Here is a 24,247-nt window from a genome sequence, read left to right on the forward strand (position 1 = left end):
CCGGGCACCGGTGGAAAGCTGAGCGCAGCGTGCAGAAACAGCGCCGAAGCAAAGTCCCGCGGATGAACTCGTCCTCTCCGTCCACCGCTCTGTGATAGGACAGCAATGAACGCTCTGCTCTACCCAGGCATTGTGCTTCTCATTGTCTCCCACGTGCTGATCCCCCCGGCCCTTCTGCGTGTCCACACCGGAACCAGTCACCTTCTGAGCTGGAATGTCACCCTGTCGGTGACGGGTGCGGCGACGCTGCTGGCGAGCGCGCTGACTTCCACGGATGCATCGATGGGGCAGCGTTGGGCCACAGCGCTTGCCGGAGTTCTGTGCGGCGGCGTCCTGGCTGTGACGATCGCGGTGGTGCTCAGGCCTCGATTCACCTGATCGGACCGCGGCTCCGCTATCCGGCGCGTTCCGCGACGAGTGCGGCGAGGCCGTCGAAGATCCGGGCCAGGCCGAATTCGAGCGCATCGTCCTGCCCGGAAGACGAACTGGCCGAGGCGAAGGCCGCCGCCGCCTCGGGGTAACGTTCGGCGTTGTCGGTGAGGATTCCCGTCATGATCGCGTTCAGGGCCTTCTCGGGTGTGTCGGTTTCGGCGCCGGCGGCCGTCGACTGTTGCGCGAGGCTGCGGACGTGGCCGGTGATCAGGACGACCGAATCCAGTCGTTCTCCGCCGGTGAGCCCGGTGCCGCTCAGTGCCGAGAGGCCGGTTTCGAGCCAGCCCAGTTCGTTCGGTCCCATCACGCGGGGGCCGACGGCGACGTCGACGACCCACGGATGCCGTCGCAGACCCGCCCACATGCGCAGTGCCCACTCGTGGAGCGCTGCGCGCCAGCCGCCGTCGATGTCGGACAGGTCGGGTGCGGGTCCGAGAGCGGCATCGAGCATGAGGGCGGTCAGCTCGGCCTTCCCCGGGGTGTAGCGGTAGAGGGACATCTTGGTGAACCCGAGGTCCTCCGCGAGGCGCTGCATCGACAGCGTGGCGAGGCCCTCCGCATCGGCCATCGAGATGGCGGTGGCGACGATCCGCTCGAGACTCAGCGCCGGCTTCGGACCGCGCTTCGGTCTGTCCGGTGATCCCCACAGCAGCTCGGCGGTACGGGGCTGGGTGACCATCTTGCGCTCCTCCGGTCGACTCTTGATCCGGAATGGTGTCTACCATACACTGAATTATGTCTATAAGACACAATTAATTCCCGGAGGGCTCCCATGCCGAACGACACCGTCCTGATCTCTGGTGCCGGCATCGCCGGGCCCGCCCTGGCGTTCTGGCTCGCTCGCAGCGGCTACGCCGTCACCGTCGTCGAGAAGGTGCCGGTCCTTCGGCTCGGCGGCCAGGCCGTCGACTTCAAAGGGGAGGTGCACCGGCAGGTGCTGGAGAGGATGGGGATTCTCGACGAGGTGCACCGCAGGCAGACGGGAAAGACCGACCTCCGGATCGTCGACGAACGTGACAAACACTTGGCGACCATGCCCGGTGAATTCATCGGCGGCGACGTCGAGATCCTGCGGGGCGACCTGACCGAGATCCTCTACGAACGGACCGCGGATTCGTGCGAGTACCTGTTCGGTGACTCCGTGACCGCGCTCACCGACACAGAGTCCGGTGTCGAGGTCACGTTCGAGAAATTGCACGCACGCCGTTTCGACCTGGTGTTCGGCGCCGACGGCATCCACTCGGCGGTGCGTAAACACCGGTTCGGGCCGGAGGAGAACTTCGTCCGATTCCTCGGGTACTACTACGCCGTCGTCGGCACCACGGACGCGGTGACTGCGGCGTCGCCCGACCGGGAACGCGCGACGGGATGGATGTACAACGAACCCGGAAGGATGGCCGTCGTCGGTGGACCGAAGGCTCCCGAGTTGTTCGTCTTCGCCTCCGACCCGATCGACTACGACCGTGGCGACATCACCGAGCAGAAGCGCCTGCTGGCCGCCGCGTACGCAGGTGCAGGCTGGCGCGTGCCCGGGTTGCTCGGGCACCTGGACGACGCTCCCGACTTCTACCTCGACTCGATCGCGAGGGTCGAGACCGATACCTACACCGCCGGGCGCGTCGCCCTACTCGGCGATGCCGCGTACGGAAACACGCTGGGCGGCTTCGGAACCGGTCTCGCCCTCGTCGGTGCGTATGTGCTCGCTGGCGAACTGGCCGCAACCGGTGGCGACCACCGCGTCGCATTCGGACGCTACAACGAGCAGATGCACCGGTATGCGAAGGTCGCCCGCAAGGCCAGCGCCGGACCGTTTCTCGCGCCGAAGTCGTCGACTCGCATCAGGCTGCGGAATTGGACGTTCAAGTCCAAGGCGCTGTTCGGCCTGATGATGAAGCTGACCGACTCCTTCGCCACCGACATCGACCTGCAGGACTACCCGGCGCTGAGATCAGCTGGGCGTCCCGGCAATGTTGACCATCCATGAGATACCGAATTGGTCGGTACAGGCACCGAATTCGTCTCCCCACATCTGCTTTTCGAGGGGCACCGACACGGAGCCGGCGTCCGAGAGCTTGGCCCAGTAACCGCGGAGCAGGTCGCCGTCGTCGCCGCTCAGGCTCACCGCGATGTTGGTGCCCGGGTTGTGTTCCATGCCGGGCGGCGTGTCTGCCCCCATGAGGGTGAATCCATTGTCGGATTCGAGCATTGCGTGCATGATCTTGTCGGCTCCCTCGGCGTCCGGGGCGCCGAACTCACCGAATGTGCTCACCGCCAGGGTGCCACCGAAGACGTCCTTGTAGAACTCCATCGCCTGCCGAGCGTTGCCGTCGAAGCTGATGTAGGGGTTGAGACGAGAGGTCATGAGGCATGCTCCTTCTAGGTGCCGGAACCGACAGCAACGACGGTACAACGACCGACCGACACGATGTGGGGAACGCAAAGCTCGGTACTGCACCAGGTGTTTCAGGGCACCGCGACGGTCGCGAACGCCGCCCACAGCACCGGCGAATGCTCGATCGTCCGTTCGTCCCGCCAGGCGGCGACCCGGTCGCGCTGCCACGCGCAGAGCGCGCCGACCGCGTCGGGCAGTTCGTGCGCCGCGTCGATCGAACAGATGACGTCCTGCAGCGGGCGCGCGTGCGGTGCTGCGCCGGCGATGCGCTGGAACGCGAGGTCGGTGGGAAGTGCCCAGCGGCTCGCGGTGACGAGTTCCGCCCCGCCGGCGATCATCGCGGCGACCAGTCCGAGGGCCTCGCTGAACCGCAGGTCGCCGCCGCTCTCGCAGGCGATGAGCGCAACCCGGCTCGGGATCGGCCACACGTCGGCGCCGCGGATCGGTTCGTCGGTGAGCGTGTGCGTTCCCAGCAGGAGGTCCTTCGCGGACAACGGCCGGTGCGCGCGCGTCGGCTCCGCGAACCCGACGGCGTCGGCGGAGCAGGCGAGGTGCAGTTCGGCGTGCTCGCTCTGACCGGATTCGGGTGCCGCCGCGGTGACGTGCCCGACGTACACCAGCCGGCCCGCGCCCTCGCGCAACGCCGCACCGAGCCATGCCCGGTCGACGTCTTCGCGGCGGAACACGTCCAGTGGTCCGTCCACGGCCGGGAGCAGCCGGCCCTTGCCGGCGTACGTCGCGACCCGCTGCGACAGCGGGCTGTCCGCGGCCATCCGCCCCAGGACGGAACCGAGAACCGAATCGGCGCGGAACCCCGGAACCCGGGGGTCGAGGACCGCGACGACGGGAAGCCGGTGGCCGTCCGTCCAGGTGCGGACCGGGCGGCCGGGTGAGTGCACGATGCTCAGCGGGGCCAGCAGGCTGACGTCCGCGATGTCGATGAGACGCAGCCCGGCGTCGGGGGCGATCAGTTCCCACGGCACCTGCGCGACCCCGGGTGACGGCTGGATCCGGAGATGGGGGCGCACGCCGCGGGTGAACAGCCGTGCAACTGCCCGGCGAGACCGAACGGGAGAAATGTGCGCGAGAGGAGTTGAGCCAGATCGTGTTCGGACTCGTAGCCGGAGAACGCACCCGCGGTCAGTGAACGGTGCAGCCCCTGCGGGTCCCTGAGGTCGGGCAGGGCCCGGGCCAGTGCGGCGACGGCCTCGTCCACCTGCGCGGCGGGTGCGACGCCGACCCCGGCGGGGTGGGAGTCGTGGGTCCAGCGCCACGACGTGTACAGGTCGCCGGCGTCGGCCATCCGCACGATCGCGGTGGGCTGCTCGTGCGAGGTCGGCGGGTGGGGCAGGTGAGTCGGCACCGCCCCAGCATTCCCTACCCACCCGGGCGGTGGCGTGTGTGCCACGCGCCCGGGTGGATGAGGGGTCCAGCGGAACTAGCCGACGGTTGCGGCGGCGGACTCCTCGGCAGGCACGCCCGTGCGGATGAGCCGATCGAATGCGCTCAGCGCTGCCGTGGCGCCGGCACCGGCGGCGATGACGATCTGCTTGTACGGCACTGTGGTGCAGTCGCCGGCTGCGAACACGCCGGGGACCGACGTCTGGCCGCGGTCGTCGATCGCGATCTCGCCGCGATCGGACAATTCGACGCTGCCGGCCAGCCACTCGGTGTTGGGCAGGAGACCGATCTGGACGAAGACACCCTCGACGTCGAGCGTGTGCGCGGTATCGGTCGTGCGGTCCTGGTACGCCAGACCGGTGACCTTGTTGCCGTCCCCGACGACCTCCGTCGTGAGCGTGCTCAGGAGGATGTCCGCGTTGGGGAGGCTGCGCAGTTTGCGCTGCAGCACCTCGTCGGCGCGGAGCACCGAGTCGAACTCGATGAGCGTGACGTGCTCGACGAGTCCGGCGAGATCGATCGCGGCCTCCACTCCGGAGTTGCCGCCACCGATCACGGCGACGCGCTTGCCCTTGAACAGCGGTCCGTCGCAGTGCGGGCAGTAGGTAACGCCCTTGTTCCGGTACTGGTCCTCGCCGGGCACGTTCATCGAGCGCCACCGCGCACCCGTCGACAGGATCACGGTCCGCGCGAGAAGGGAAGCACCGCTTTCCAGTTCGATCTCGACGAGACCGTTCTCGGTGGCGGCGGGCACGAGCTTCGCGGCCTTCTGGGTGTTCATGATGTCGACGCCGTACTGGCGGACGTGATTCTCGAGCGCGGACCCGAACTGGGGGCCCTCCGTGTAGGGGACGGAGATGAAGTTCTCGATCGCCATGGTGTCGAGCACCTGACCGCCGAAGCGCTCGGCGGCGATGCCGGTGCGAATTCCCTTGCGCGCGGCGTACACCGCGGCCGCGGCGCCGGACGGGCCGCCACCGACGACGAGCACGTCGAACGGGTCCTTCTGCGCGATCGCGGTGGCGGCGCGGTCGGCGGCACCGACGTCGAGCTTGCCGATGATCTCCTCGAGGCTCATCCGGCCGGAGCCGAAGAGTTCGCCGTTGACGAAGACCGTCGGCACGGCCATGATCTGGCGGCCGTCGACCTCGTCCTGGAACAGGGCGCCGTCGATCGCGACGTGGCTGATGCGCGGATTGAGCACGGACATCAGGTTCAGGGCCTGCACCACGTCGGGGCAGTTCTGGCAGGACAGCGAGAAGTACGTCTCGAAGTGGAAGTCGCCGTCGAGGTTGCGGACCTGCTCGAGCAGTTCGGGGGACTCCTTCGACGGGTAACCGCCGACCTGAAGCAAAGCGAGTGCGAGCGAGGTGAATTCGTGGCCGAGCGGGATCCCGGCGAAGCGGACCTCGGTGTCGGTGCCACTGCGGCGGACGGCGAAGGACGGGCGTCGTGCGTCGTCGTCGCGGCGTTCGTAGGTGACCTTGTCCGACATCGCCGCGATCTCGGTGAGCAGTTCGGCGAGTTCGGTGGACTTGGGACCGTCATCGAGTGAGGAGACGAGCTCGATCGGCAGGGTCAGCCGTTCGAGCAGGGACTTCAGTTGGCCGGCGAGCGAGGCTTCGAGCATGCGGATCTACTCCATCGATCGGGGAGGAAAAGGGATCGGAAACCGGAAACCAGCTGGGCGGTCCGGAAAGTGTTGGTGCGACACCGATTGCCCCTCACGGGAGCGGAGCACCGGGAACCGCGCGCACGGGCTCAGAAGTTCTGAGCCCGTGCCTACGGTCGACTGGGCTACGTCAGATCTTGCCCACGAGATCGAGCGACGGAGCGAGGGTCTCTTCGCCCTCTTCCCACTTGGCGGGGCAGACCTCGCCCGGGTGCGACCGGACGTACTGAGCGGCCTTGACCTTGCGGACCAGCTCGGCGGCGTTGCGGCCGATGCCTTCCGCGGTGACCTCGGTGAACTGGATGACGCCGTCGGGGTCGACGAGGAAGGTGCCGCGATCGGCCAGTCCCTCGTTCTCACGCAGAACCTCGAAGTTCTTGCTGATCTCCTGCGTCGGGTCACCGATCATGGCGTACTTGATCTTGCCGATGGTGTCGGAGGATCCGTGCCACGCCTTGTGCGTGAAGTGGGTGTCGGTGGACACCGAGAAGACCTCGACGCCGAGACGCTGCAGTTCCTCGTGGTGATCGGCGAGGTCGCCGAGCTCCGTCGGGCAGACGAAGGTGAAGTCGGCCGGGTAGAAGTAGAAGACAGCCCACTTGTCCTTGATGTCGTCCGCGGAGACGGTGATGAACGCGCCGTCCTTGAAAGCGGACGCCGCGAAGGGCTTGATCTGCGTGTTGATCAGGGCCATTGGAACCTCTATTCGTAAGACTGGAAGCCGACAGCGACGAGGCTATCCAGCAGATTGGAATAGGTCCAATCTATGAGACCTATTCCATAGATTGGATGGGGCTATCAATGGCCGTCGAATCGGACACTTCGCAGGTCAGCGTGGACATCCATCCACGCGTCGCGGGGCGGTCGCCGGACGTGCGGTGTGACCACCGTGACACCCTTCGGCCCTGAATCTCCGCGCAGCGAACGGAAAGCGGGATCACCAGGCCGGCACTACGCGGTGGTCGCGGACCTCGCGCCCATAGCGTTCCTCGGCGACCGCAATCGCGGAGCCCAGCACGATCCGTCCGTCCGACGTCACGGTGAGCCGCGGGGGGAGGGGTACCGGCAGGCCGGCGCCGGCCGCGACTCCGGCCAGTGCGGCACCGAGCAGGAAGGAGCCGTCGGTGTCGGCCGCGCCGACAGGGGGAGGGTCGGGCAACTGCAGGGGCAGCCGCGGCGCGATGCCGTGCCCGGCGCGGCCGATGTCCACCGTCGTCCCCGAACACTGCGCCTCGACGAGATCGGCGACCAACCGGGCGTCGCCGGCGGCGTAGGCGAGACGGAACGCCAATTGCATCGCCGGATCGGCGATCTCGCGGTTCCACTGCTCGCGCTGTCGGCCGTTCGGAAGTGTGTATCGCACGGCGTCGATGGCGATCGCCGCGGGCACGGCGAGCGCGGTGGCCCGTGCCTGCGCCGCATCGTCGGGTGTGCCGGCGGCGGTCAGTGCGGATTCGAGGAGGGTCGCGTGCCAGAAGTCGACCTGCGCGCAGTGCAGTCCGAGCCCCAGTCCGCGGTACGTGGCGAACGCGGCGGCGAGCAGTCTCTCGCCCTCGCCGGGTCGGCCCTCGGCGAAGGCGACGGTGGCGAGGCGCGTCTCGACGTCCGCGACGTCGAGCACAGCTCCGGACCCCCGGAAGTAGTCGAGGCTGCGGCGGTAGAGCGCCGCAGCGCGTGCGGTGTCGCCGCGGCCCTCGGCGAGAAATGCCAGCACCTTCGATCCGATTCCCGCCCGGTGGCCGATTCCGGCCCGTTCGAAATACGTCTGACTCGATTGCAGCAGCGGTTCCGCATCGTCGAGGCGACCCGCGCGGGCGCGCATGATGCCCAGGTTCTGCTGCGTCTCGGCGACGGCGTTGACGTCGCCCGCAGTCTCGAATGCGGCGAGCGCCTGCCCGGCGAAGTCGTCGGAGAGATCGAAACGCCCGGTCTCGAAATGGATGGCAGCGAGATTCATCAACGGATGGCCCGCGAGTCCCGGCGCGAAACGGACTGCCGCGTCGAGGGACTCGGTGGCCACGTCGGCCGCGTGCGCCCACTGCTGCCGATGCATCGCGACCGCGGTGAGCGACAACAGACACGCGACCCGCAGGTCACCCTGGTCTTCGACGCCGGCCGCGAGCAGTTCCCGCGCCTGCTCGAGCGCGTCCTGCGCGCCGTCGAGATCGCCAACGTGCTGCAGTGCCTGCGACAGGTTGACCAGCGCCGCCGGACGCATCCGGATCGCGTCGGCAGGCATCACCGCGAGGGCCTCCCGGTACAGGTCGACGGCCTTCGCGTGCTCGCCCAATTCGTCGGACATGCTGGCCGCATTGATGATCGCGCTCGTCCGGAGATCGCCGGTGGCCGCGGCGGCGACCTGCTCGAACGTCCGGAGCGCCTCGGCGACGTCGCCCCGCGCATAGGCCGCGGCTCCCGCGGCAAGAAGGTCGCGGCCCGTCTGGTCGTCCACGTCAGAAGTCCGAATCCGAGGCGGCCGCGTCTATCTCGGCGAGTAGCGGCGCGTCAGGTGCGTCGTCCGGAGTCGGCTCCGCGGCCCGCCGCAGCCGCAGACGGGCCAGGGCCCGAACCCGCTCCCGGACGTCTGGACCTCCGACGTCCGCGGAACCGTTCACACCGAACCCGGGCAGGTACACGTCCACGGACACCCCCGCTTCCGCACCGGGTGGCGCGGCCGACTCACCGAACCAGACATCACCCGACAGTTGCAGCACGACGTCGACGGAACCCGATGCGGTTCCGACGAGGGCGCGGGGGCGGAGGTGCTCCGCCATGGGTTCGGAGACGTCAGGTGCCGCAACGACGCTCACGCGCACCGCGGTGATCCCGGAGGTGCGCACCACCTCCCACGACACCGCGCGCTCCGAGCAGTCGACGAGACCGGGAGGGTACCGGCGCCAGTCGGATCCCGTGATGCCCCGCGCCAGCACGAGGGTGCCCGGCAGCGTCGCGGCCGCGGCGCCCGCAGCGAGCGCATAGTCGTCGGCCCGCCCGGGACGGCCGGCGAGCGCGGGTCCGGTCGGTGCGAGCGCGTCGTCCCCGTCGACGAGCAGATCGCAGTCCTCGACGAGTGTCGCGATCTCGCGGTTCAGCAGTCCCGCGTCGAGCGCTGCGATACCGTCGACCGTCGACGTCGGCCACCACCGCGCCGCCCAGTGCGCGAACGCGAGGCGTCGGGCGGCCGCGGCCACCCGCGGCCGAGCCGGTTCGACCGCGGCCTCGCTCCCGGTCTCGCCCTCGGCCACGGCGAGTGCCACCTCCTCGCCGAACACCGCCCACACCCAGTTCTGCGCCGAGTCGACGTCGTCGATCACCGCGACCGGGACGGTGTGTTCGGCGAACACACTCCACGACAGGTGCCCGCCGAGCACCTCCAGCACGGTCACGTCGATGCCCGGGGCGTCGTCGAGGACGCTCGGTGCGTTCTCTGGGGCGATGATCCAGACCCCGGCGGGGGCGCGGTCGATCCGCACGGTGATGGTGGTCAACTCGCCCTCGATTCGGGGGCATCCGCCGCATCCACGAGCGGAATTACGCTGAGCGCCTGCTTGACTCGCATCCGGTGGTCGAGGATCACCGACCGCGCCACCCCGTCCAGGAGATCCCACAGTTCGCCCGGTTCGTGGACGGAGAACTCGCGGACGTCCCGGCCGTGCAGGCGGACCCACAGGCGGCGGAGGTAAGGCCGCCACGGCTCGCGGAGTTCGGCGGCGATGACCGCCAGCGGATTCGTGTCGGGCAGCCTCCCCGCTGCGTCGGCGGTCACGGTGAGGCGCCGCGCCTGCAGGACGTACGCCTCGCGTTGCCAGCGACCGTTGATCACCCGGACGGCGGTCGTGTCCGTGGCCGCGGGAGCCGGTACCGTCCCGATCGGGCGGAGACCGGTCGCGAGTGCCGCACCCGTCGTCGCCGCGACCCGCAACGACTCGTCGAGAAGAGCCCAGGGCGAGCAACTTCGGGCGATCTCGGTGGTGACCAGTTCGTGGATCGGCGGTAGCTCCGCACGGTCGGTCGACGCGCGGAGCACCGTGAAGACGCGTTCGTGGACGGAACGGTCGAAGGGCAGCCCGAGCGCCGAGGTGGACGCCGACGTTCCGAGGCGTGGCGGTCCGGGGACGGGATGCACCGTCAGGCCGAACCGGTGAGCCGAGACCTCCGTCGTCCACAACACGATCCCGTGGTGGGTTCCCGCGTGGCCGGCGATCAGGTCGTCGAGGGCGTGCTGTCCGTCGTCACCCTCCTCCTCGAAACGCGCGCCGGGACAGGCGTCGAGAACCGCGGACACATTGTCGGCGTGGTCGCCCGTCGCGGCGCCCGACAGCGGTCGCCGCCCCCACGCGACGTCGATGAGGGCGCTCAGTTCCCGTGCCCGGGCCGGGTCGGTGACGTGGGCCTTCAACGCCTGTGTGGTGCGGCCGGCGGCGACCTCGTGCACGTCGCGCAGCGTGTCCTCGGCGACGGACTCGTCGCGGAGCGGATCGGGTGCGCCCGAACAGGTCGCGAGTTCGAAACACCGCTGGAAGTACAGGTCCTGCGGGTTGCCGTCCGTGATGCGCAGCGCCCGGCGGACCCGTTTGAGCAGGGTGAACCAGGCGGCGGTGGCCCGCAGTACGTCGGCGGAGGCGTGCACCCGGGTGGCGAGCAGCTGCGCCCCGTCGGCCGTGACGATCGGACCGGCGCACAGCGGGTTCTGCACAGGGCGGATGACCAAGGGATCGAGGATCAGTTTCACCGTGCGGCTCAGGGGTCCGCCGTCGGGCCCGCTGAGCGGTTCGACGCCGTCCAGTTCGCGCCACACCTCGTCGAGGACCATCGCCCGCGGTCGCCGAGCAGCCGATGAGCCCCTCGGTCCCGTCCGCATTCGAGCAGGTTACCGCAGGCGCCGCCCGCCGACGCAGCGAGAAATCTGGGATCGGTAGGGCGCGAGAGGTTCCTACCTTTCTCACATCGGCTCCAGTCCGCGAGCCGAAGGAATCGACGACGGGCGCCGAGCGCCCCTCACGAAACGTGAAGGACGGATCATGAACAAGATCGTTCGGACTCAGAAGCGCGTCTACACCGCAGGCATCGTTGCGGCGGCCGCCGTCGCCCTGCTCGTCTCGGGCTGCAGCGACACCGGCGACGGAAGCTCGGAACAGACCGTGGCGAGCCCGGCGGGTGCGTCGGGTGCGTCGGCGGCCGCGGTCGACGGCAAGGCGCTGGACGCGAACTTCGACGCGACCTGCGCCAAGCAGGGCGACACCCTGGCCCTGGCGCTGGCGGACACCGGCAACGCGACGTACGGCGACCTGGCGGTCTCCGCGACGATCACCGGTACCGACACCGTGCAGGCGGTCGGGATCGCCGGCAGCAAGGGCGGGTCGAACGGCCTCCCGTACGCACTCGGCTTCGGGCAGGGCATGCCCGGCGGCTCCGCGAAGGTCGTCAAGGACGGCGACACCTACACCGTCACCGGCGAAGGCGTCGGGGCACCCGACATGAGCAACCCGACCGCGCCGAGTTCGGCGAAATTCGACATCACGTTCGCATGCTCGACCGTCGTGGGCGGCTGAGCCCCCGCCCACCCCGGGACGCGCGCGGAGCCACCTCGAGATCGACCGCTCGGGAGACGTGACGTCCTACGCACATTCCCCGCACGTGAGTGGCGCCGCGCTCCCCGGCACACCGCGCCGCTCACGTACGAAGCGCGTTCGGCCCAGGACGCGGTGAACCGATCCATGATCCGGCAGGGAGAGTGACGGTTCACTGTCTGCCCCGCGGCCGGGTCAGTCCTCGTCCCGGGGCGGAAGTCCCAGCGACCGGACGAGGCGGAGGAGTTGCTCGCGCAGCGGCCCCACGTCGCCGACCGCGGCGGTGAGGGCCGCGTCCTCCTTCTCCAGGGTCAGCAGGTGCCGGTAGATCGCGCGTCCCGATTCGGTGATCGCGACCCGTTTGCGGCGCTCGTCGTTCGGATCGGTCTCCCGGGTGACGTACCCGCCCCGCTCGAGGCGGTCGATGGTGCGGCTGATGGTCTGGTCCGTCACCCGCGACGCCTTCGCGATGTCGCGTTGCGAGGCCGGTCGGTCGGCGATCGTGTGCAGTGAGATGAGTCCCGCATGGGTCATGTTCTGCGACCGGAGAATGTCCTCCCACGAGTGCTCGACCAGTCGCGCAGCCGTCGACAGCAACCGTCCGGTAGGCCACTGGTCCATGCCGTCGCTCGTCATTTCTTCGCCTCCATTTGCAATTTGCTCAGCATGCTGAACAAAATAGGAACGTCGCAATCCGGACATCCGGTCGTCGAATCGTCCCGCATTGGAGTGCATGTGACCACAACCGCCCGCCCACGCCCGGTTCGTCGACTGCGATGGATTCTGCCAGCCCTGCTGGTGATCGTCTGGCTGGCCGTCGGCGGTTTCGGCGGACCGTTCGCCGGGAAACTCTCCACCGTCCAGCAGAACGACAGCACGTCGTTCCTGCCCGCGTCGGCCGAGGCCACCGAGGTGTCGGCGCTGCAGAAGGGCTTCACCGACACCCGGTTCGTGCCCGCGATCGTTGTCGCCGAGCGGACGTCGGGGATCACCGCCGCCGACACCGAGTTCCTCTCGGGCACCGCGGCCTCCTTCGCCGGGTCGGAGGGATTCGGCGACGAGGTGTCACCGCCGATCCCGTCCGCCGACGGTCGGGCACTGGAGATGTTCGTGCCCGTCGACAGCGCAGGGGAGGTCGGCGACAGTGTCACCGAACTCCGGGACGCGCTCGATGCCGCACCGGACGGTCTCACCGTCCTCGTCACCGGGCCCGCCGGTCAGGTGGCGGATCTGTCGTCGGCATTCGCGGGAATCGACGGACTGCTGCTCCTGGTAGCGGGTGTCGTGGTGATCCTCATCCTCATCGTCGTCTACCGCAGCCCGATCCTCCCGTTCGCCGTGATCACGTCCGCGGTCTTCGCGCTCGGACTGTCGAGTCTGCTCGTGTACGTGCTCGCCGACGCCGGTGTGATCGCGCTGAACGGCCAGAGTCAGGGGATCCTGTTCATCCTGGTGTTCGGCGCCGCCACCGACTACGCCCTGCTGCTCGTGTCCCGCTACCGCGAGGAACTGCGGATCGAGCAGGACAAGTACCGCGCCATGCGGACCGCCTGGCGGGCGACACTCGAACCGGTCGCGGCGTCCGCGGGCACCGTCATCGCCGGCGTGCTCTGTCTGCTGCTGTCCGATCTCAACTCCAATCGCGGTCTCGGACCGGTCGCGGCCATCGGCATCGCGGCGTCGTTCGTCGCCTCCATGACGTACCTCCCCGCGGTGCTCGTGCTCCTCGGCCGGGCGGCGTACTGGCCGAGCAGGCCCGCCTTCGACGCACGGCACGTCGAGAAGGACGAGGCCGCCGACCACAAGTTCTGGGCCGCGCTCGCCGCGCGGATCGGCGCACATCCGCGCCGATTCTGGGTCGCGTCCAGTCTGGTGCTGGTGCTCTTCGCGCTCCTGCTTCCTCAGTTCAAGGCCAGCGGCGTCGCGGAGTCCGAGACGTTCCTGCTCGACGTCGATTCCGTTGCGGGCCAGCAGATCCTCGGCGACCACTTCGACGCCGGCTCCGGTTCGCCAGCCGTGATCATCGCGAACGAGGGCGCCCGCGACGCGGTGGTCGCCGCCGCCCGGGTCGACGGTGTCGGCGACATCACCGTGCTGACCGCCCCCGGCACGCAGGACCCACTGGTGGTGGACGGCCGCGTGGCGATCGACGCGACCCTGACCGATCCCGCCGACTCCCGCGAGGCCGAAGACACCATCGTCGCGCTCCGCGACGCCGTCCACCCGATCGACGGCGCCGACGCCCTCGTCGGGGGCACCACCGCCACCGATCTCGACACGAAGACGACGTCGACGCGGGACCGCACGCTGATCATCCCCGTCGTCATCCTCGTGGTGTTCGCGATCCTGTGCCTGCTGCTGCGTTCACTGCTCGCACCGCTGCTGCTGATGGGGACGGTCGTGCTGTCCTTCGCTGCGACCCTGGGTATCTCGTCCCTCGTCTTCGAGCACGTCTTCGGGTTCCCGGGCGCGGACCCCGTCGTCCCGCTGTTCGCGTTCGTGTTCCTCGTCGCCCTCGGAATCGACTACAACATCTTCCTCATGACCCGGGGCCGGGAAGAAGCCCAGCGCATCGGCACCCGCCGCGGCGTGCTGCGCGGTCTGACCGTCACCGGTGGGGTGATCACGTCGGCGGGAGTGGTTCTGGCGGCGACGTTCTCGGCGCTCGCCGTCATTCCGCTGATCTTCCTCGCGCAGATCGCGTTCATCGTCGCCTTCGGTGTTCTCCTCGACGCACTCCTCGTGCGGTCACTCCTGGTGCCCGCCCTCACCGTCGACATCGGGCAGAAGATCTGGTGGCCGAGCAAGCTTGCATCGGCACCGGAGCCGGACGAGACCGTCCAGAGGCATGCCGAACGGGCCCGCCTGGGGTCATAGTGGAACGTGATGTGCACACGACGAAAGGAAGATCGTGGACCATAGCGCGCTGTTGACCGACGCCTTCGATCGTATTCAGGAGACCGTGCATTCGACGCTGGCCGATCTGCCCGCGGACGCCCTCACGTTCCGGGTGGACGCGGACGCGAACACCATCGCGTGGCTGATCTGGCACCTGACGCGCGTGCAGGACGATCACGTCGCCGGAGTCGCGGGCACCGAGCAGGTGTGGACGTCCGGCGGGTGGGTGGAGCGCTTCGATCTGCCGTTCCGGGTCGCCGACATCGGCTATGGGCAGTCGTCGGACGAGGTGGCGAAGGTGCGCACCGGGGCGGAACTGCTGCGGGAGTACCACGACGCCGTGCACGATCGCACCGTCGATTACGTGCAGACGATCGGCACGGACGACCTCGACCGGATCGTCGACGAGAATTGGGATCCGCCGGTCACTCTCGGTGTCCGCTTGGTCAGCGTCGTCTCTGACGATCTTCAGCACGCCGGACAGGCGGCATACGTGCGCGGTATCTACGAGCGTCGCTGAGTTGCGGCACCCTCGTTCGCGGCGAGCCACGCCTCCACGCGCCGCCGAGAGCGGCGGCCGACACGGTCCCGGATGGCCGGACTCACCCGCGCCGCACCGTGCATCGTCCCGTTCCCGGCGAGGGCGAGCGGAACGAACCAGGCGGGCACGACCGGCAGTCCGAGTTCCTGCATGCCCCTCTTGCCGGAGAACATCCGCTGGATGCTGAGCAGGCGCTGGCGGTTGAGTCGGCGTCGCAGGGCCTCCGCGTGCGGGTAGTGGAAACCGGCCCACGACTTCTGCAGTGAGTCGGCCAGCACCCGGGAGTTGTCGTCGGGTCCGGGAGCGAACATCCCGATCTGGCACATGGTGCGGCGCCCGGTGTTCTCGTCGTCGACCAGCCAGTGGTCGTCGATGCCCATCAGCCAGCCGATGTACCGCCACAGGTGCATGACGTCCGCGCCCTCGTCGGCGGAGACCCACACCCCCAGCGAGCGGAGGCCGACGAGGAACGTCGTCGAGAAGAGCGCGAGCGTCCCCGCCTGATCCGACTGGTTGATCGGCATACCCCAGTCGGACACGTCCCAGTCCTCGTCCTGCAGCAGCGTCAGATTGACGAACGCGTGCATCAACCGGACGTGGACCGACAGTTGCCAGCCGCGGCGGTCACGCTCCAGGCCACCCGGGAGGACGCACTCGTACCACCACCGCACCGTCTCGGCGACCCGCTGACCGGCGCCGTCCCCGACGAGCCTGCCGGTGGCCACGAGTTGGCGGGAGGTGGCGGCGCTGCGGTAGCCGTTCATCAGCGAACCGGTCGCGAGGAGGTCGAGTCCGGTCATCCCGCTGCGCAGGCAGACGGCGGCCCCGCGGTCGAGGCGACGGTCGTCGACCCACGACGGCCGGTGGTCCACCGCGTCGAAGAAGGCGACCAGCGGCGGCGCGGGGTCGGGCACGCTGCCGATCCCGTCGGAGAGTGCCCGGGAGAACTGGGTCATGGTCACGGTCTTGTCGACGAGCACCGCCCGCGCGAGTGCGGCACCGATCTCGTCCTGGCTGACGACCGCCCGGGCGTGGAGTTCCCGCTCCGCCGCGGTGGGCGTCGGATCGCCGTGCACGAACCGCGACAGCGTCCGCATCGAGCGGCGACCCCACTCCGAGTCCATGTCGAAGCGTCGCGGCGGCGTGAAATCGGAGAAGCCGGGGGCGGATTCCCGAGACTGGGTTTCTGTCATGTTCGAGGTACTCGATTCGGTCGTCGAGAGGGGCGTCCTGGTGCCTCAACCCCGCTCGAGTTGCTGTGAGTTACAGTTCACTCCACCGGATTGGACGGGTACAAGTCGCATTGTGTGACAGATCGGGAAGGCTGCGCGAATGGGCACTGGCCAGCGGAAAGATCCCTCCCAGCAGCGTTCGCAGGCGACGGTCGCACGCATCCTGTCGGCAACAGGTCAGGTTTTGCGGGCGAAGGGGTACACCGGCTGCAGCACGAACGCCATCGCGGACGCGGCGGGCATCTCGAAGGGATCGGTGTATCAGTACTTCGCGAACAAGGACGAGATCATCGAGGTCCTGATGGACCGGATCATGGAGGAAACCACGGCCGCGTTCGGGGCGCAGCTCGAGCAGTCGGTCGCGGAGGGCACATTCCTGAAGGACGCCGCCCTGCAGTCCCAGTTCCTCGCCGTCCTGGACGAGTACCGCGACATCCTCGGTTCGCTGCTCAACGATGCCCCGCACCTGGCCCTGGCGGCTCACCGTTCGGTCCGCATCGAGGAACGGTGCCGCGACCTGTTGCGTACGTATGTGACGGTGAATCCGTCCGCGATCGGTCCCGGTGTCGACCTCGACGCGCTGCTCCTGGTGCTCACCGTCAGCTACCGCGAGGTGGGGCTCGAGTACCTTCGCCGGGACCTGCGCGACCGGCGAAACCAGCTGGCCACGGCCCTGTACGACATGACGATGGGCGGCCTCGCCGGGACCGCGACACGCGGGGTGTAACGCTGAGGGGGCTTCCGGAGAAATACCTGTTGAGCCCATGGTGCTGTCGGACCCCGACCCGGCAGCACCAGGGGCCTTCTTTTTCACCCGGCCGCTCCTACCGACGCCGGCGGGTCGGAGATCCCGGCACCTCCAGCGACACCACCCGCGCGAGTGCGCGCAGATCGCTCTCGATCCTTCGGAACAGCTGGTACACGGCGATGAAGGCGAAGATGCCGCCCAGGCACAGCGCGCGGACCGTCGCGTTCACGGCATCGCCGGTGCTCCCGCCGACGAAGCTGAGCCCGGCGACCCCGATCAGCGGGACGGCCGCGGCGACGGCGAGGTACCGCGGCATGCCCCGGCCGAGGGCCCGGATGTTGCGGCCGTCGCTTCCGCGCAACTCGCCATGCGACAGCAGGATCGGGCAGAGGCACCGCACCGCATAGAAGGTGAGGATGAAGAACGGGTAGGCGAGGGCGACCGCCCCGCACACGGCGAGGGACGCGAGGAGTTGCGTGTACGCCCGAAACGGGATGCCGCCGGCCGTGAGTTCCAAGGCGATCGGGTAGGCGACCCCGGCGACGACCCACAGCCCGAAGCTGACCACCACCGCCCGATGTCCGAGCCCCAGCGTCGTGGCCCGTGCCTTCTCCAGCACCTCGGAACTGTAGGTTCGGCCGTTGCGGAGACCACGTGGCACCGTCAGCGACAGGCGACACCAGTAGACGATGAGAACCGCGCCCAGCGGAAACGCGATTCCGCCGATCACCAGGTGCACGAACTCCAGATCCTGCTGCGCCTCGGCGGGCAGCGTCGCGATGATGAGCACCTTGTTGTAGTAGTAGTTGTATCCCGCTGCCAGCAGATTCGGGATGCCGACCGCGGCGAGCACGATGGGCAGCGCCCACCGCCACATCCTCGACCGGACGCTGCCCGGCGCCGGGTCGACGAGATCGCGGGCGTGCGGGTCGAGGCAGAGCGCGAACTGACGCGTCAGCTTCCGGCCACTCGACCACCGGTTGTCCCGGTCGGGGGCGAGGGACTTCACCAGGATCCGCCGCATCGCGGCCGGGCAGTCCTCGGGGAGCGCGGACCGCTCCGGGTCGACGCCCCGGCGCCGCGATTCGAGAAGTACGTGCGGCGACGCGCTTCCGTCGTCGTCCGGGAACGGCCGCGCCCCGGTCAGCAGTTCCCACAGCATGACCCCCAGCGCGAAGATGTCGCTGCGGGTGTCGAGGTCGGTGGCGGTCCGGCGGGTGTCCGGGTCGATCACCTCCAACTGTTCGGGCGACATGTACGCGACGGAGCCGCCGATGAATCCGCCGGCGCCGCGATTCTCGACGCTGTCGCTCGAACTGACGTTGAAATCGGCCAGCTTCGGGATTCCTTCCAGGCCCAGCAGCACGTTCGCGGGTTTGATGTCGCGGTGCAGGACGCCGTGCGCCCGCGCGTAGTCGAGTGCGTCGGCGAGCCGCAGACCGATCCAGGCGACGGTCTCCGGCCACGACAGCGCGGCGATCTCGTCCCGCACACTCGAGTACTCGGGCCGGATCTCGCCCCGCGTCTCGAGGACGCGGTCCACCGAATCGAGCAGCAACTGTCCGGAGCGCTGCTCGGGTGGGGTCTTGCGGACCAGCCGCACCACGTCGAGGAGTGTGCCACCGGGGACGTACTCCATGAACAGCACCCGCAGGCGGCGATCCTCCAGCACCCGCTGGTCGTAGACGCGGACGATGTACGGGTGGTCGAGCTGCGCGAGAGTCTGCGGCTCGTTGCCGATGTTCCGGGAAATCTTCAGCGCCACCCACCGCTGCATCGACCGCTGCCGGGCGAGGAACACCCGCGCGAACGCGCCGTGGCCCAGTTCCATCATCAGATCGAAATCGTCGAGGCGGCCGCCGACGTCGAAGTCGTCGTCCGGGCCGAGTGCCGCGCTCGCCGAGCGCCGGTCCATGCGCCGGTCGTCCTCGAGCAGCGTCTCGAACCGGTCCGCCTGCTGCGGGTACTCGGCGACGTACTCCTCGGGATCGACGTCGGCGCCGCTCCGACTGCGGACCCGGTACTCCAGGTAGACCAGTTCCGGCGGCAGCGGTTCGGCCAGTAGCTCCGGGAATTCGAGGCAGTACTCCGGGATGCGTTTCGGGCAGCCCGACCGCAGCCACCGGTACTCGAGATCCACCTTGATCAACTCGATCAGCGCCGCCCGCCGGATCGCGGCGGTGTCGGGCAGGTACTCGGTGAGTTCGGCCGGCGAACCCGAAGACTCCCAATCCGCGACGAGGCGTTCGACGCCACTGTCGACGACGAACACCGGTTCGGCGCCCGACGTCGTCGACGGCGGCAGCTGGGTTTCCTCGCCCAGTTCGGTGGGCGGCCCAGTCGCGACCGTCGAATCACTCGGCGGGCGCTCGGTCATGGCGGTTCGATTCCGGGGGTGCAGAGTCCAGGCGGTGCACGGTGCGTGCACTTGCCAGGGTATTCCGGACGGTGCGTCGAGGGGTGCGGAAAGGCGGTGCCGTCACGCGCTTCGCAGCGACATCTCCGGCGGTTCCGGCGCCTGCGGGTACGTCACGACCGAGGTGAGGATCGGCCGATGCCGGGTGCGCCGGGTGACCATCCGGATCGCCGACGCGAGGACCGGGACGTACACGAGCACGTAGATGTTCTGCAGCAGAAACGCGACCGGCCACGACGGAGGGAACAGGAACAGTCCGACGACGGCGAAGTCCGGGCTCCACCAGTACGGCCACGCGGATGTCGACGCGAACAGCGCGGCGAACGCGAACCACCACCGCCCGGTGTCCGTGACCGCGCGGTGCATCAGGTAGACCATCAGCGGCACCAGCCACACCCAGTGGTGGCTCCACGAAAACGGCGACACCACGGCGGCGGTGAGCCCGCCGAGCACCACCGACAGCAACCGCTCGCCGCGTTCGTACAGGCGAACCGACACGACGAGGCCGACGACGGCGACGGCTCCCGCGAGGATCAGCCACAGCCACGGCGGTACCTGCCCGTCCGTGAGCCGGGTCAGTGTTCCCCGCAACGATTGATTGGAAGGGTGCGCGTCGTCGGCGATGCGGGTGGAGTCGAAGAACGTGCTGGTCCAGTACCGGCGGGAGTCGTCGGGCACGATCACCCAGGCGAGCGCCACCGTGCCCGCGAAGACGGACGTCGCGGCCGCGGCCGCCCGCCACTGGCGCAGGGCGAGGAGCTGGACGACGAAGAAGCCGGGGGTCAGTTTGACGGCCGCGCCCAGCCCGATACCCACCCCGCGCAGCACGCTGCGCTCCGGCCGGGAGAAGTCCCAGAGCACCCACAGCATCAGCACCAGATTGACCTGGCCGTAGAACAGCGTCGTCCGCACCGGTTCGACGAAGGTGCAGGTCACCGTCATCAGCGCGGTGACCAGCAGCAGGTACGGGGTGATCCGGTACCCGAGGATGCGCCAGCACAGGAGGATGCACCCCGCCAGCACACCCAGGTTGAATGCCATCCACAGGTTGTCGACGTACGCGCCGGGTATGCGTTCGAGCGGCACGAAGGCGATCGCGGAGAACGGCGTGTAGGTGTAGAGCAGCCCGAGCGCGACGGGTCCGCTGTACAGCGGCAGGCCGTGCAGAACCCGCCAGCCGCCGTCGCGGTAGACGTGCAGATCGGCGCCGCCGGCGAACAGCCCGACCTTCGGCGTCCAGGGGTCGACGGTGCCGAGCACCGCGACGACGGCCAACGTCGCGCACACCGCGAGCGCCACCACGATCGCCGGGCGGCGAGGAAAGACGCGTGATTCCATCTGCGCCCCCTCGGTGTGCGGACGTGTGCCGACGGGTCCGACGCTAACGGCGCCCGCGAGATGCCCAGGGCGGCGACAGGCGGGGCGTCCGGATTCGTTATCGATCCGTACCGGCGCCGAGATCACCGCGAAAACCGTTGACGGAGCACCACGCACGTGCAACACTGAACCCGATGGTTCAGTATTCGGCTCTCGACGCTACGTTCGCCGCACTGGCAGACCCCACGCGACGTGGGATTCTCCGCCGGCTCGGTGACGGCGCCTGCTCGATCAGCGACCTCGCCGAACTCTTCGAGATGACCCTCACCGGCATCAAGAAGCACGTGCGACTGCTCGAGGAGGCCGGGATGGTCGTGACCGAGAAGCGTGGCCGGGTGCGGTACTGCATGCTGGGGACCAATGCCCTCGAGCGTGAGGTGGCCTGGATCCGCGACTACCAACTGTCGCTCGAAGGGCGCCTGGACCGTCTGGACGAATTCCTCAATCGAACGGAAGGCACGTCATGAGCACCTCGCAGACTCCCACCACCGCGACCGTCTCGACGCCGACGGACCGGGAGATCCACGTCGAACGCATCTTCAACGCTCCCCGCTCACGCGTGTGGGCCGCGTTCACGAGACCGGAACTGCTCGCCCAGTGGTGGGGTCGCGGAAACGAACTCGACGTCGAACGCTGGGAATTCGAACGCGGCGGGCACTGGCGCTTCGTCGAACACGCGGACGGCGAGGCACAGGGGTTCGAGGGCCGGTTCCGGGAGATCACCCCGGAGGAGCGCCTCGTGTACACATTCGAATGGGACGGCATGCCCGGACACGTCATCGTCGAGAACAACACCTACACCGACCTCGGCGACGGACGCACCAAACTGTCCGTCGTCAGCCAGTTCCACACTCCGGAGGAGCGCGACGGCATGTTGCAGTCCGGCATGGAGGGCGGCATGAACGAGAGCTACGCGGCTCTGGATGCGGTGCTGGCGCAGACGAGCTGGTGATCGGAGGCCGTCACGGCGTGGGGGCGGAGATGTTGCCGCCGATCGAATGACGGTGGTGGACTTCTCCTCTCAGTCTCGTCGTGGTGGGGGTGCCGTCCCCGGTGCCGGCCTCCATCTTGGCGAGGATCCGCACCGCCGCCTCCTGCCCCATCTCGGCCAGGGGCGGGGCGTAGGACGTGATTCCGGGCGGAAACACCTCATACCACTCGGGGTTTCCGTGCGCGGCGACGGACAGGTGGCCGGGCACCGACAGGCCGAGGTCGGAGCAGGCGTGCAGGACGCCCAGCGCGATCCGGCTACTGGCGGCGATGACGACGCCCGGCAGGTCGCCGGCGATCGCGTGCATCGCGTTCCGTCCCCATTCCGAGGTGAAGTCACCCTCGAGAATGCGGAAGCGGTGGCCGGCGGTTCCCTTGGGCGCCTCCGGTATTCCCGCACGGTCGACGGCGTTGCGGAACCCTCGCATGCGGTCGGCAGTGGTGCTGTGATCGGCCCCGCCGATGACGAGTGCGAGATCGGTGTGTCCGGCCTGCAGGGCCAGGTCGGTGATCGCTTCGATGCCGAATTCGTCGTCGCTGACGACGGCATCGGTCTGTAGTGGGACCGAGTGACGGTTGAGTTGCACGATCGGCACGCCGGTCGGCAGTAGGCGCCGAGCGTCGACGGGGACGTGGATGATTCCGTCGACGCGGTGATCGAGCAGGGAGCGCAGTCCGCGTTCCTCGGATTCGGGATCGTTGCCGCTCGCGCTGACGACGAGCTGGAATCCGGCCTCGAACAGAACGGACTGCAGCACGGCGGCGCTGTCGGTGTAGAACTCGTTCGAGATGTCGGGGAGCAGCAATCCGACGACGCGCGTCTTGTTCTCGCGCAGTGCCTGGGCGACCTTGTTGGGCCGGTAGCCCAATGCGTCGGCCGCCTCGAGGATTCTCTTGCGCGTATCGGGGTCCACGTAGCCGCGGCCGCTCATCGCGCGTGAGGCGGTACCCACCCCCACCTTGGCCAGCGCGGCGACGTCCTGAAGTTTGGGCACAAACCCACCATACCCAACGTAACCGCAGGTAAAGGCGTCGAGGACGACCGTGGACGTCGATGAGACCGCCTCTCTTGACAGAACGAGTGGCTTGCCTCACAGTAGTGTGGAACCGATTCCACATGGCGTGAGTCACAGTCGCGGATGTGGGTGATCCACTACGTCAGGCGAAAGGCCCTTCGTGTCCATTCATTCGAAAAACCCGTTCTCCCTTCTCACCCACCTGGCAGGGGACGACGTGCAACTCGACATCTTCTCCGCCGACAGCTGCATCGAGAGCTGGCTGGCCACCGAGCGGGCCATCGCCATCGCGCAGGGTGAGCACGGGGTCATCTCGGCGGACGACGCCGCGGCGATCGCCGCGGCCGCCCGGATCGACAGCATCGACCGCGACGCCCTGTGGGAGACGGCCAAGAACGTCGGCTACCCGATCCTCGGCCTGGTGCGGCAGATCTCCGCGGCGCTGCCGGACGGGCCGAACGGTCGAGTCCATTACGGTGCGACCACCCAGGACATCATGGACACCGGGCTCGCCCTGCAGCTCGCGCGGTCGCTGGCCGCGCTCGACTGGCAGCTCGGTGAACTCGGCGATGCGCTCGCGGTCCAGGTCGAAGCCCACGCCGGCACCGTGATGCCCGGCCGGACCCACGCCCAGCAGGCGGTGCCGACCACATTCGGCGCCACCCTCGCGACGCTGCTGGGTCAATTCACCCGCCACCGCGAACGTCTCCAGCAGGCGGTGCCGCGGATCGCCGTGGTCTCCCTGTTCGGGGCGGGCGGCACGTCCGCGGCGCTCGGAGCGAAATCCGCGGACGTCCGGACCCGCGTCGCCGATCTGCTCGGCCTGCACGGCACCGACATCCCGTGGCACGTCGACCGCGACGGTATCGCCGAATACGGCTGGCTCTGCGCCACTGTCGCGGCGACGTGCGCCAAGCTCGCCCGCAACATCGTCGATCTCTCCCGCACGGAGATCGGCGAGGTCTTCGAGCCCTACAACAGCCACCGCGGTGCGTCGTCGACGATGCCGCAGAAGGTCAACCCGATCTCGTCGGAGGCCATCATCGGACTGTCCCAGACCGCCGGGGCGCTGCTGTCGTCGCTGAGCCGCATCCAGGAAGCCGGCCACGAACGCAGCGCCGGCGAGTGGCAGATCGAATGGCAGGTGATCCCGCAGCTCGGGGTCCTGGCCGGCAGTGCCCTGTCCGAGGCTCTGGTCATCGTCACGGGCATGCGGGTCGACGCCGACAGGATGCGCGCGAACCTCGACCTCGACGGCGGGCTGGTCATGGCCGAGGCGCAGATGATCCAACTCGCCGACGCCCTGGGCCGCGAACGCGCCCACGACCTGCTCTACACCGCCGCGACCCGCGCCCGGACCACGCATCGCGTGCTCGCCGACACCCTGCGCGAGGTCGCGGCGGAGGCCGGCGTGGCCGAACTGCTGCCCGCGCAACTCGTCACCGCCGACGACTACCTCGGTGAGGCGAAGGACATCGCCGCGAGCGCCGTCCGCGGTTGGCACAGCGGTGCCGCCGTCGACGAAGACCTGCCCTCCATTCCGCAACTGGCAAGGATCTGAC

Annotated in this window: 21 protein-coding genes and 1 pseudogene; 9 read left to right on the forward strand and 13 right to left on the reverse strand. The window is 68.8% G+C overall.

The window, feature by feature from the left end; translation table 11 throughout:
- Nucleotides 1-105: 105 nt before the first annotated feature.
- Complete coding sequence (locus tag ACFTZB_RS02365; RefSeq protein ID WP_378429929.1) at nt 106-378, forward strand: hypothetical protein; 273 nt, start codon at nt 106-108, stop codon at nt 376-378.
- Nucleotides 379-394: 16 nt separating this feature from the next.
- On the opposite strand, the gene ACFTZB_RS02370 is transcribed toward ACFTZB_RS02365, so the two are convergent.
- On the reverse strand, nt 395-1,111 hold the full coding sequence (locus ACFTZB_RS02370) for a TetR/AcrR family transcriptional regulator (protein WP_378429930.1): 717 nt from the start codon (nt 1,109-1,111) through the stop codon (nt 395-397).
- Between the two features lie 93 nt (nt 1,112-1,204).
- Between ACFTZB_RS02370 and ACFTZB_RS02375 the strand changes: the two genes are divergently transcribed.
- Nucleotides 1,205-2,416 carry an FAD-dependent monooxygenase gene (locus tag ACFTZB_RS02375; protein WP_378429931.1) on the forward strand — a complete coding sequence of 404 codons (1,212 nt, stop codon included), beginning with the start codon at nt 1,205-1,207 and terminating at the stop codon, nt 2,414-2,416.
- Here the strand turns inward: ACFTZB_RS02375 and ACFTZB_RS02380 are convergent.
- The 7 genes and pseudogenes from ACFTZB_RS02380 to ACFTZB_RS02410 all read right to left on the reverse strand — a co-directional run bounded on the left by ACFTZB_RS02380 (nt 2,381) and on the right by ACFTZB_RS02410 (nt 10,710).
- Nucleotides 2,381-2,794 (reverse strand): VOC family protein, encoded by a 414-nt coding sequence (locus ACFTZB_RS02380; RefSeq protein ID WP_087556144.1) that lies wholly within the window; start codon nt 2,792-2,794, stop codon nt 2,381-2,383. The two genes, ACFTZB_RS02375 and ACFTZB_RS02380, sit on opposite strands and share 36 nt — an antisense overlap.
- Before the next feature lie 101 nt (nt 2,795-2,895).
- Nucleotides 2,896-4,187, reverse strand: a pseudogene (locus ACFTZB_RS02385) (CHAT domain-containing protein).
- Nucleotides 4,188-4,262: 75 nt separating this feature from the next.
- The gene (gene ahpF / locus ACFTZB_RS02390; RefSeq protein ID WP_378429932.1) at nt 4,263-5,855 is read right to left on the reverse strand and encodes an alkyl hydroperoxide reductase subunit F; all 1,593 of its coding nucleotides are present in this window, start codon (nt 5,853-5,855) and stop codon (nt 4,263-4,265) included.
- 172 nt (nt 5,856-6,027) lie between these two features.
- Nucleotides 6,028-6,591 (reverse strand): alkyl hydroperoxide reductase subunit C, encoded by a 564-nt coding sequence (ahpC, locus tag ACFTZB_RS02395; protein WP_072944388.1) that lies wholly within the window; start codon nt 6,589-6,591, stop codon nt 6,028-6,030.
- Nucleotides 6,592-6,834: 243 nt separating this feature from the next.
- Nucleotides 6,835-8,349, reverse strand: a complete 1,515-nt coding sequence (locus ACFTZB_RS02400; protein ID WP_378429933.1) for a tetratricopeptide repeat protein — start codon at nt 8,347-8,349, stop codon at nt 6,835-6,837.
- Nucleotide 8,350: 1 nt separating this feature from the next.
- Nucleotides 8,351-9,385, reverse strand: coding sequence for a hypothetical protein (locus tag ACFTZB_RS02405; protein ID WP_378429934.1), 1,035 nt, complete (start codon nt 9,383-9,385; stop codon nt 8,351-8,353).
- Nucleotides 9,382-10,710 (reverse strand): hypothetical protein, encoded by a 1,329-nt coding sequence (locus ACFTZB_RS02410; RefSeq protein ID WP_378429952.1) that lies wholly within the window; start codon nt 10,708-10,710, stop codon nt 9,382-9,384. The genes ACFTZB_RS02405 and ACFTZB_RS02410 overlap by 4 nt, the downstream gene beginning before the upstream one ends.
- 208 nt (nt 10,711-10,918) lie before the next feature.
- On the opposite strand from ACFTZB_RS02410, the gene ACFTZB_RS02415 reads away from it, so the two are divergent.
- On the forward strand, nt 10,919-11,449 hold the full coding sequence (locus tag ACFTZB_RS02415) for a lipoprotein LpqH (RefSeq protein ID WP_378429935.1): 531 nt from the start codon (nt 10,919-10,921) through the stop codon (nt 11,447-11,449).
- A 213-nt stretch (nt 11,450-11,662) separates the two neighbouring features.
- Here the strand turns inward: ACFTZB_RS02415 and ACFTZB_RS02420 are convergent, their stop codons facing one another.
- Complete coding sequence (locus ACFTZB_RS02420; RefSeq protein ID WP_378429936.1) at nt 11,663-12,103, reverse strand: MarR family winged helix-turn-helix transcriptional regulator; 441 nt, start codon at nt 12,101-12,103, stop codon at nt 11,663-11,665.
- Nucleotides 12,104-12,202: 99 nt separating this feature from the next.
- Between ACFTZB_RS02420 and ACFTZB_RS02425 the strand changes: the two genes are divergently transcribed.
- Nucleotides 12,203-14,344: an MMPL family transporter gene (locus ACFTZB_RS02425; protein WP_378429937.1), complete on the forward strand. Its 2,142-nt coding sequence runs from the start codon at nt 12,203-12,205 to the stop codon at nt 14,342-14,344.
- A 34-nt stretch (nt 14,345-14,378) separates the two neighbouring features.
- The gene (locus tag ACFTZB_RS02430; RefSeq protein WP_378429938.1) at nt 14,379-14,885 is read left to right on the forward strand and encodes a DUF664 domain-containing protein; all 507 of its coding nucleotides are present in this window, start codon (nt 14,379-14,381) and stop codon (nt 14,883-14,885) included.
- On the opposite strand, the gene ACFTZB_RS02435 is transcribed toward ACFTZB_RS02430, so the two are convergent.
- Entirely contained in the window at nt 14,870-16,099 is a 1,230-nt protein-coding gene (locus ACFTZB_RS02435) for an oxygenase MpaB family protein (RefSeq protein WP_378429939.1), read from the reverse strand. The genes ACFTZB_RS02430 and ACFTZB_RS02435 overlap by 16 nt on opposite strands.
- A gap of 139 nt (nt 16,100-16,238) precedes the next feature.
- Here ACFTZB_RS02435 and ACFTZB_RS02440 point away from each other — a divergent pair, with 139 nt between their 5' ends.
- Nucleotides 16,239-16,865 (forward strand): TetR/AcrR family transcriptional regulator, encoded by a 627-nt coding sequence (locus ACFTZB_RS02440; protein WP_378429940.1) that lies wholly within the window; start codon nt 16,239-16,241, stop codon nt 16,863-16,865.
- A gap of 97 nt (nt 16,866-16,962) precedes the next feature.
- On the opposite strand, the gene ACFTZB_RS02445 is transcribed toward ACFTZB_RS02440, so the two are convergent.
- Both ACFTZB_RS02445 and ACFTZB_RS02450 read right to left on the reverse strand, forming a co-directional pair.
- Nucleotides 16,963-19,263: a serine/threonine-protein kinase gene (locus tag ACFTZB_RS02445; RefSeq protein WP_378429941.1), complete on the reverse strand. Its 2,301-nt coding sequence runs from the start codon at nt 19,261-19,263 to the stop codon at nt 16,963-16,965.
- 102 nt (nt 19,264-19,365) lie between these two features.
- The gene (locus ACFTZB_RS02450) at nt 19,366-20,640 is read right to left on the reverse strand and encodes a glycosyltransferase 87 family protein (RefSeq protein WP_378429942.1); all 1,275 of its coding nucleotides are present in this window, start codon (nt 20,638-20,640) and stop codon (nt 19,366-19,368) included.
- Between the two features lie 173 nt (nt 20,641-20,813).
- Between ACFTZB_RS02450 and ACFTZB_RS02455 the strand changes: the two genes are divergently transcribed.
- A complete protein-coding gene (locus ACFTZB_RS02455; protein WP_072944441.1) occupies nt 20,814-21,146 on the forward strand; it encodes a helix-turn-helix transcriptional regulator in 333 nt (110 codons plus the stop codon).
- Nucleotides 21,143-21,631: an SRPBCC family protein gene (locus ACFTZB_RS02460; protein ID WP_378429943.1), complete on the forward strand. Its 489-nt coding sequence runs from the start codon at nt 21,143-21,145 to the stop codon at nt 21,629-21,631. The genes ACFTZB_RS02455 and ACFTZB_RS02460 overlap by 4 nt, the downstream gene beginning before the upstream one ends.
- A gap of 10 nt (nt 21,632-21,641) precedes the next feature.
- Here ACFTZB_RS02460 and ACFTZB_RS02465 read toward each other — a convergent pair whose 3' ends face one another.
- Nucleotides 21,642-22,664 carry a LacI family DNA-binding transcriptional regulator gene (locus ACFTZB_RS02465; protein WP_378429944.1) on the reverse strand — a complete coding sequence of 341 codons (1,023 nt, stop codon included), beginning with the start codon at nt 22,662-22,664 and terminating at the stop codon, nt 21,642-21,644.
- 181 nt (nt 22,665-22,845) lie between these two features.
- On the opposite strand from ACFTZB_RS02465, the gene ACFTZB_RS02470 reads away from it, so the two are divergent.
- On the forward strand, nt 22,846-24,246 hold the full coding sequence (locus tag ACFTZB_RS02470) for an adenylosuccinate lyase family protein (protein ID WP_378429945.1): 1,401 nt from the start codon (nt 22,846-22,848) through the stop codon (nt 24,244-24,246).
- The last annotated feature ends 1 nt before the right edge of the window (nt 24,247 follow it).

Source organism: Rhodococcus sp. NPDC057014 (assembly GCF_042673295.1).
In the GTDB taxonomy this organism is placed as follows: Bacteria; Actinomycetota; Actinomycetes; order Mycobacteriales; family Mycobacteriaceae; genus Rhodococcus_F.

Bases quoted from the DNA above. Each gene is read 5' to 3' on its own strand.
- ACFTZB_RS02365 (WP_378429929.1), top strand. From the start codon at position 106: ATGAACGCTCTGCTCTACCCAGGCATTGTGCTTCTCATTGTCTCCCAC.
- ACFTZB_RS02370 (WP_378429930.1), bottom strand. From the start codon at position 1,111: ATGGTCACCCAGCCCCGTACCGCCGAGCTGCTGTGGGGATCACCGGAC.
- ACFTZB_RS02450 (WP_378429942.1), bottom strand. From the start codon at position 20,640: ATGGAATCACGCGTCTTTCCTCGCCGCCCGGCGATCGTGGTGGCGCTC.
- ACFTZB_RS02410 (WP_378429952.1), bottom strand. From the start codon at position 10,710: ATGGTCCTCGACGAGGTGTGGCGCGAACTGGACGGCGTCGAACCGCTC.
- ACFTZB_RS02445 (WP_378429941.1), bottom strand. From the start codon at position 19,263: ATGACCGAGCGCCCGCCGAGTGATTCGACGGTCGCGACTGGGCCGCCC.
- ahpF (WP_378429932.1), bottom strand. From the start codon at position 5,855: ATGCTCGAAGCCTCGCTCGCCGGCCAACTGAAGTCCCTGCTCGAACGG.
- ACFTZB_RS02415 (WP_378429935.1), top strand. From the start codon at position 10,919: ATGAACAAGATCGTTCGGACTCAGAAGCGCGTCTACACCGCAGGCATC.
- ACFTZB_RS02440 (WP_378429940.1), top strand. From the start codon at position 16,239: ATGGGCACTGGCCAGCGGAAAGATCCCTCCCAGCAGCGTTCGCAGGCG.
- ACFTZB_RS02460 (WP_378429943.1), top strand. From the start codon at position 21,143: ATGAGCACCTCGCAGACTCCCACCACCGCGACCGTCTCGACGCCGACG.
- ACFTZB_RS02420 (WP_378429936.1), bottom strand. From the start codon at position 12,103: ATGACGAGCGACGGCATGGACCAGTGGCCTACCGGACGGTTGCTGTCG.
- ACFTZB_RS02380 (WP_087556144.1), bottom strand. From the start codon at position 2,794: ATGACCTCTCGTCTCAACCCCTACATCAGCTTCGACGGCAACGCTCGG.
- ACFTZB_RS02455 (WP_072944441.1), top strand. From the start codon at position 20,814: ATGGTTCAGTATTCGGCTCTCGACGCTACGTTCGCCGCACTGGCAGAC.
- ahpC (WP_072944388.1), bottom strand. From the start codon at position 6,591: ATGGCCCTGATCAACACGCAGATCAAGCCCTTCGCGGCGTCCGCTTTC.
- ACFTZB_RS02375 (WP_378429931.1), top strand. From the start codon at position 1,205: ATGCCGAACGACACCGTCCTGATCTCTGGTGCCGGCATCGCCGGGCCC.
- ACFTZB_RS02435 (WP_378429939.1), bottom strand. From the start codon at position 16,099: ATGACAGAAACCCAGTCTCGGGAATCCGCCCCCGGCTTCTCCGATTTC.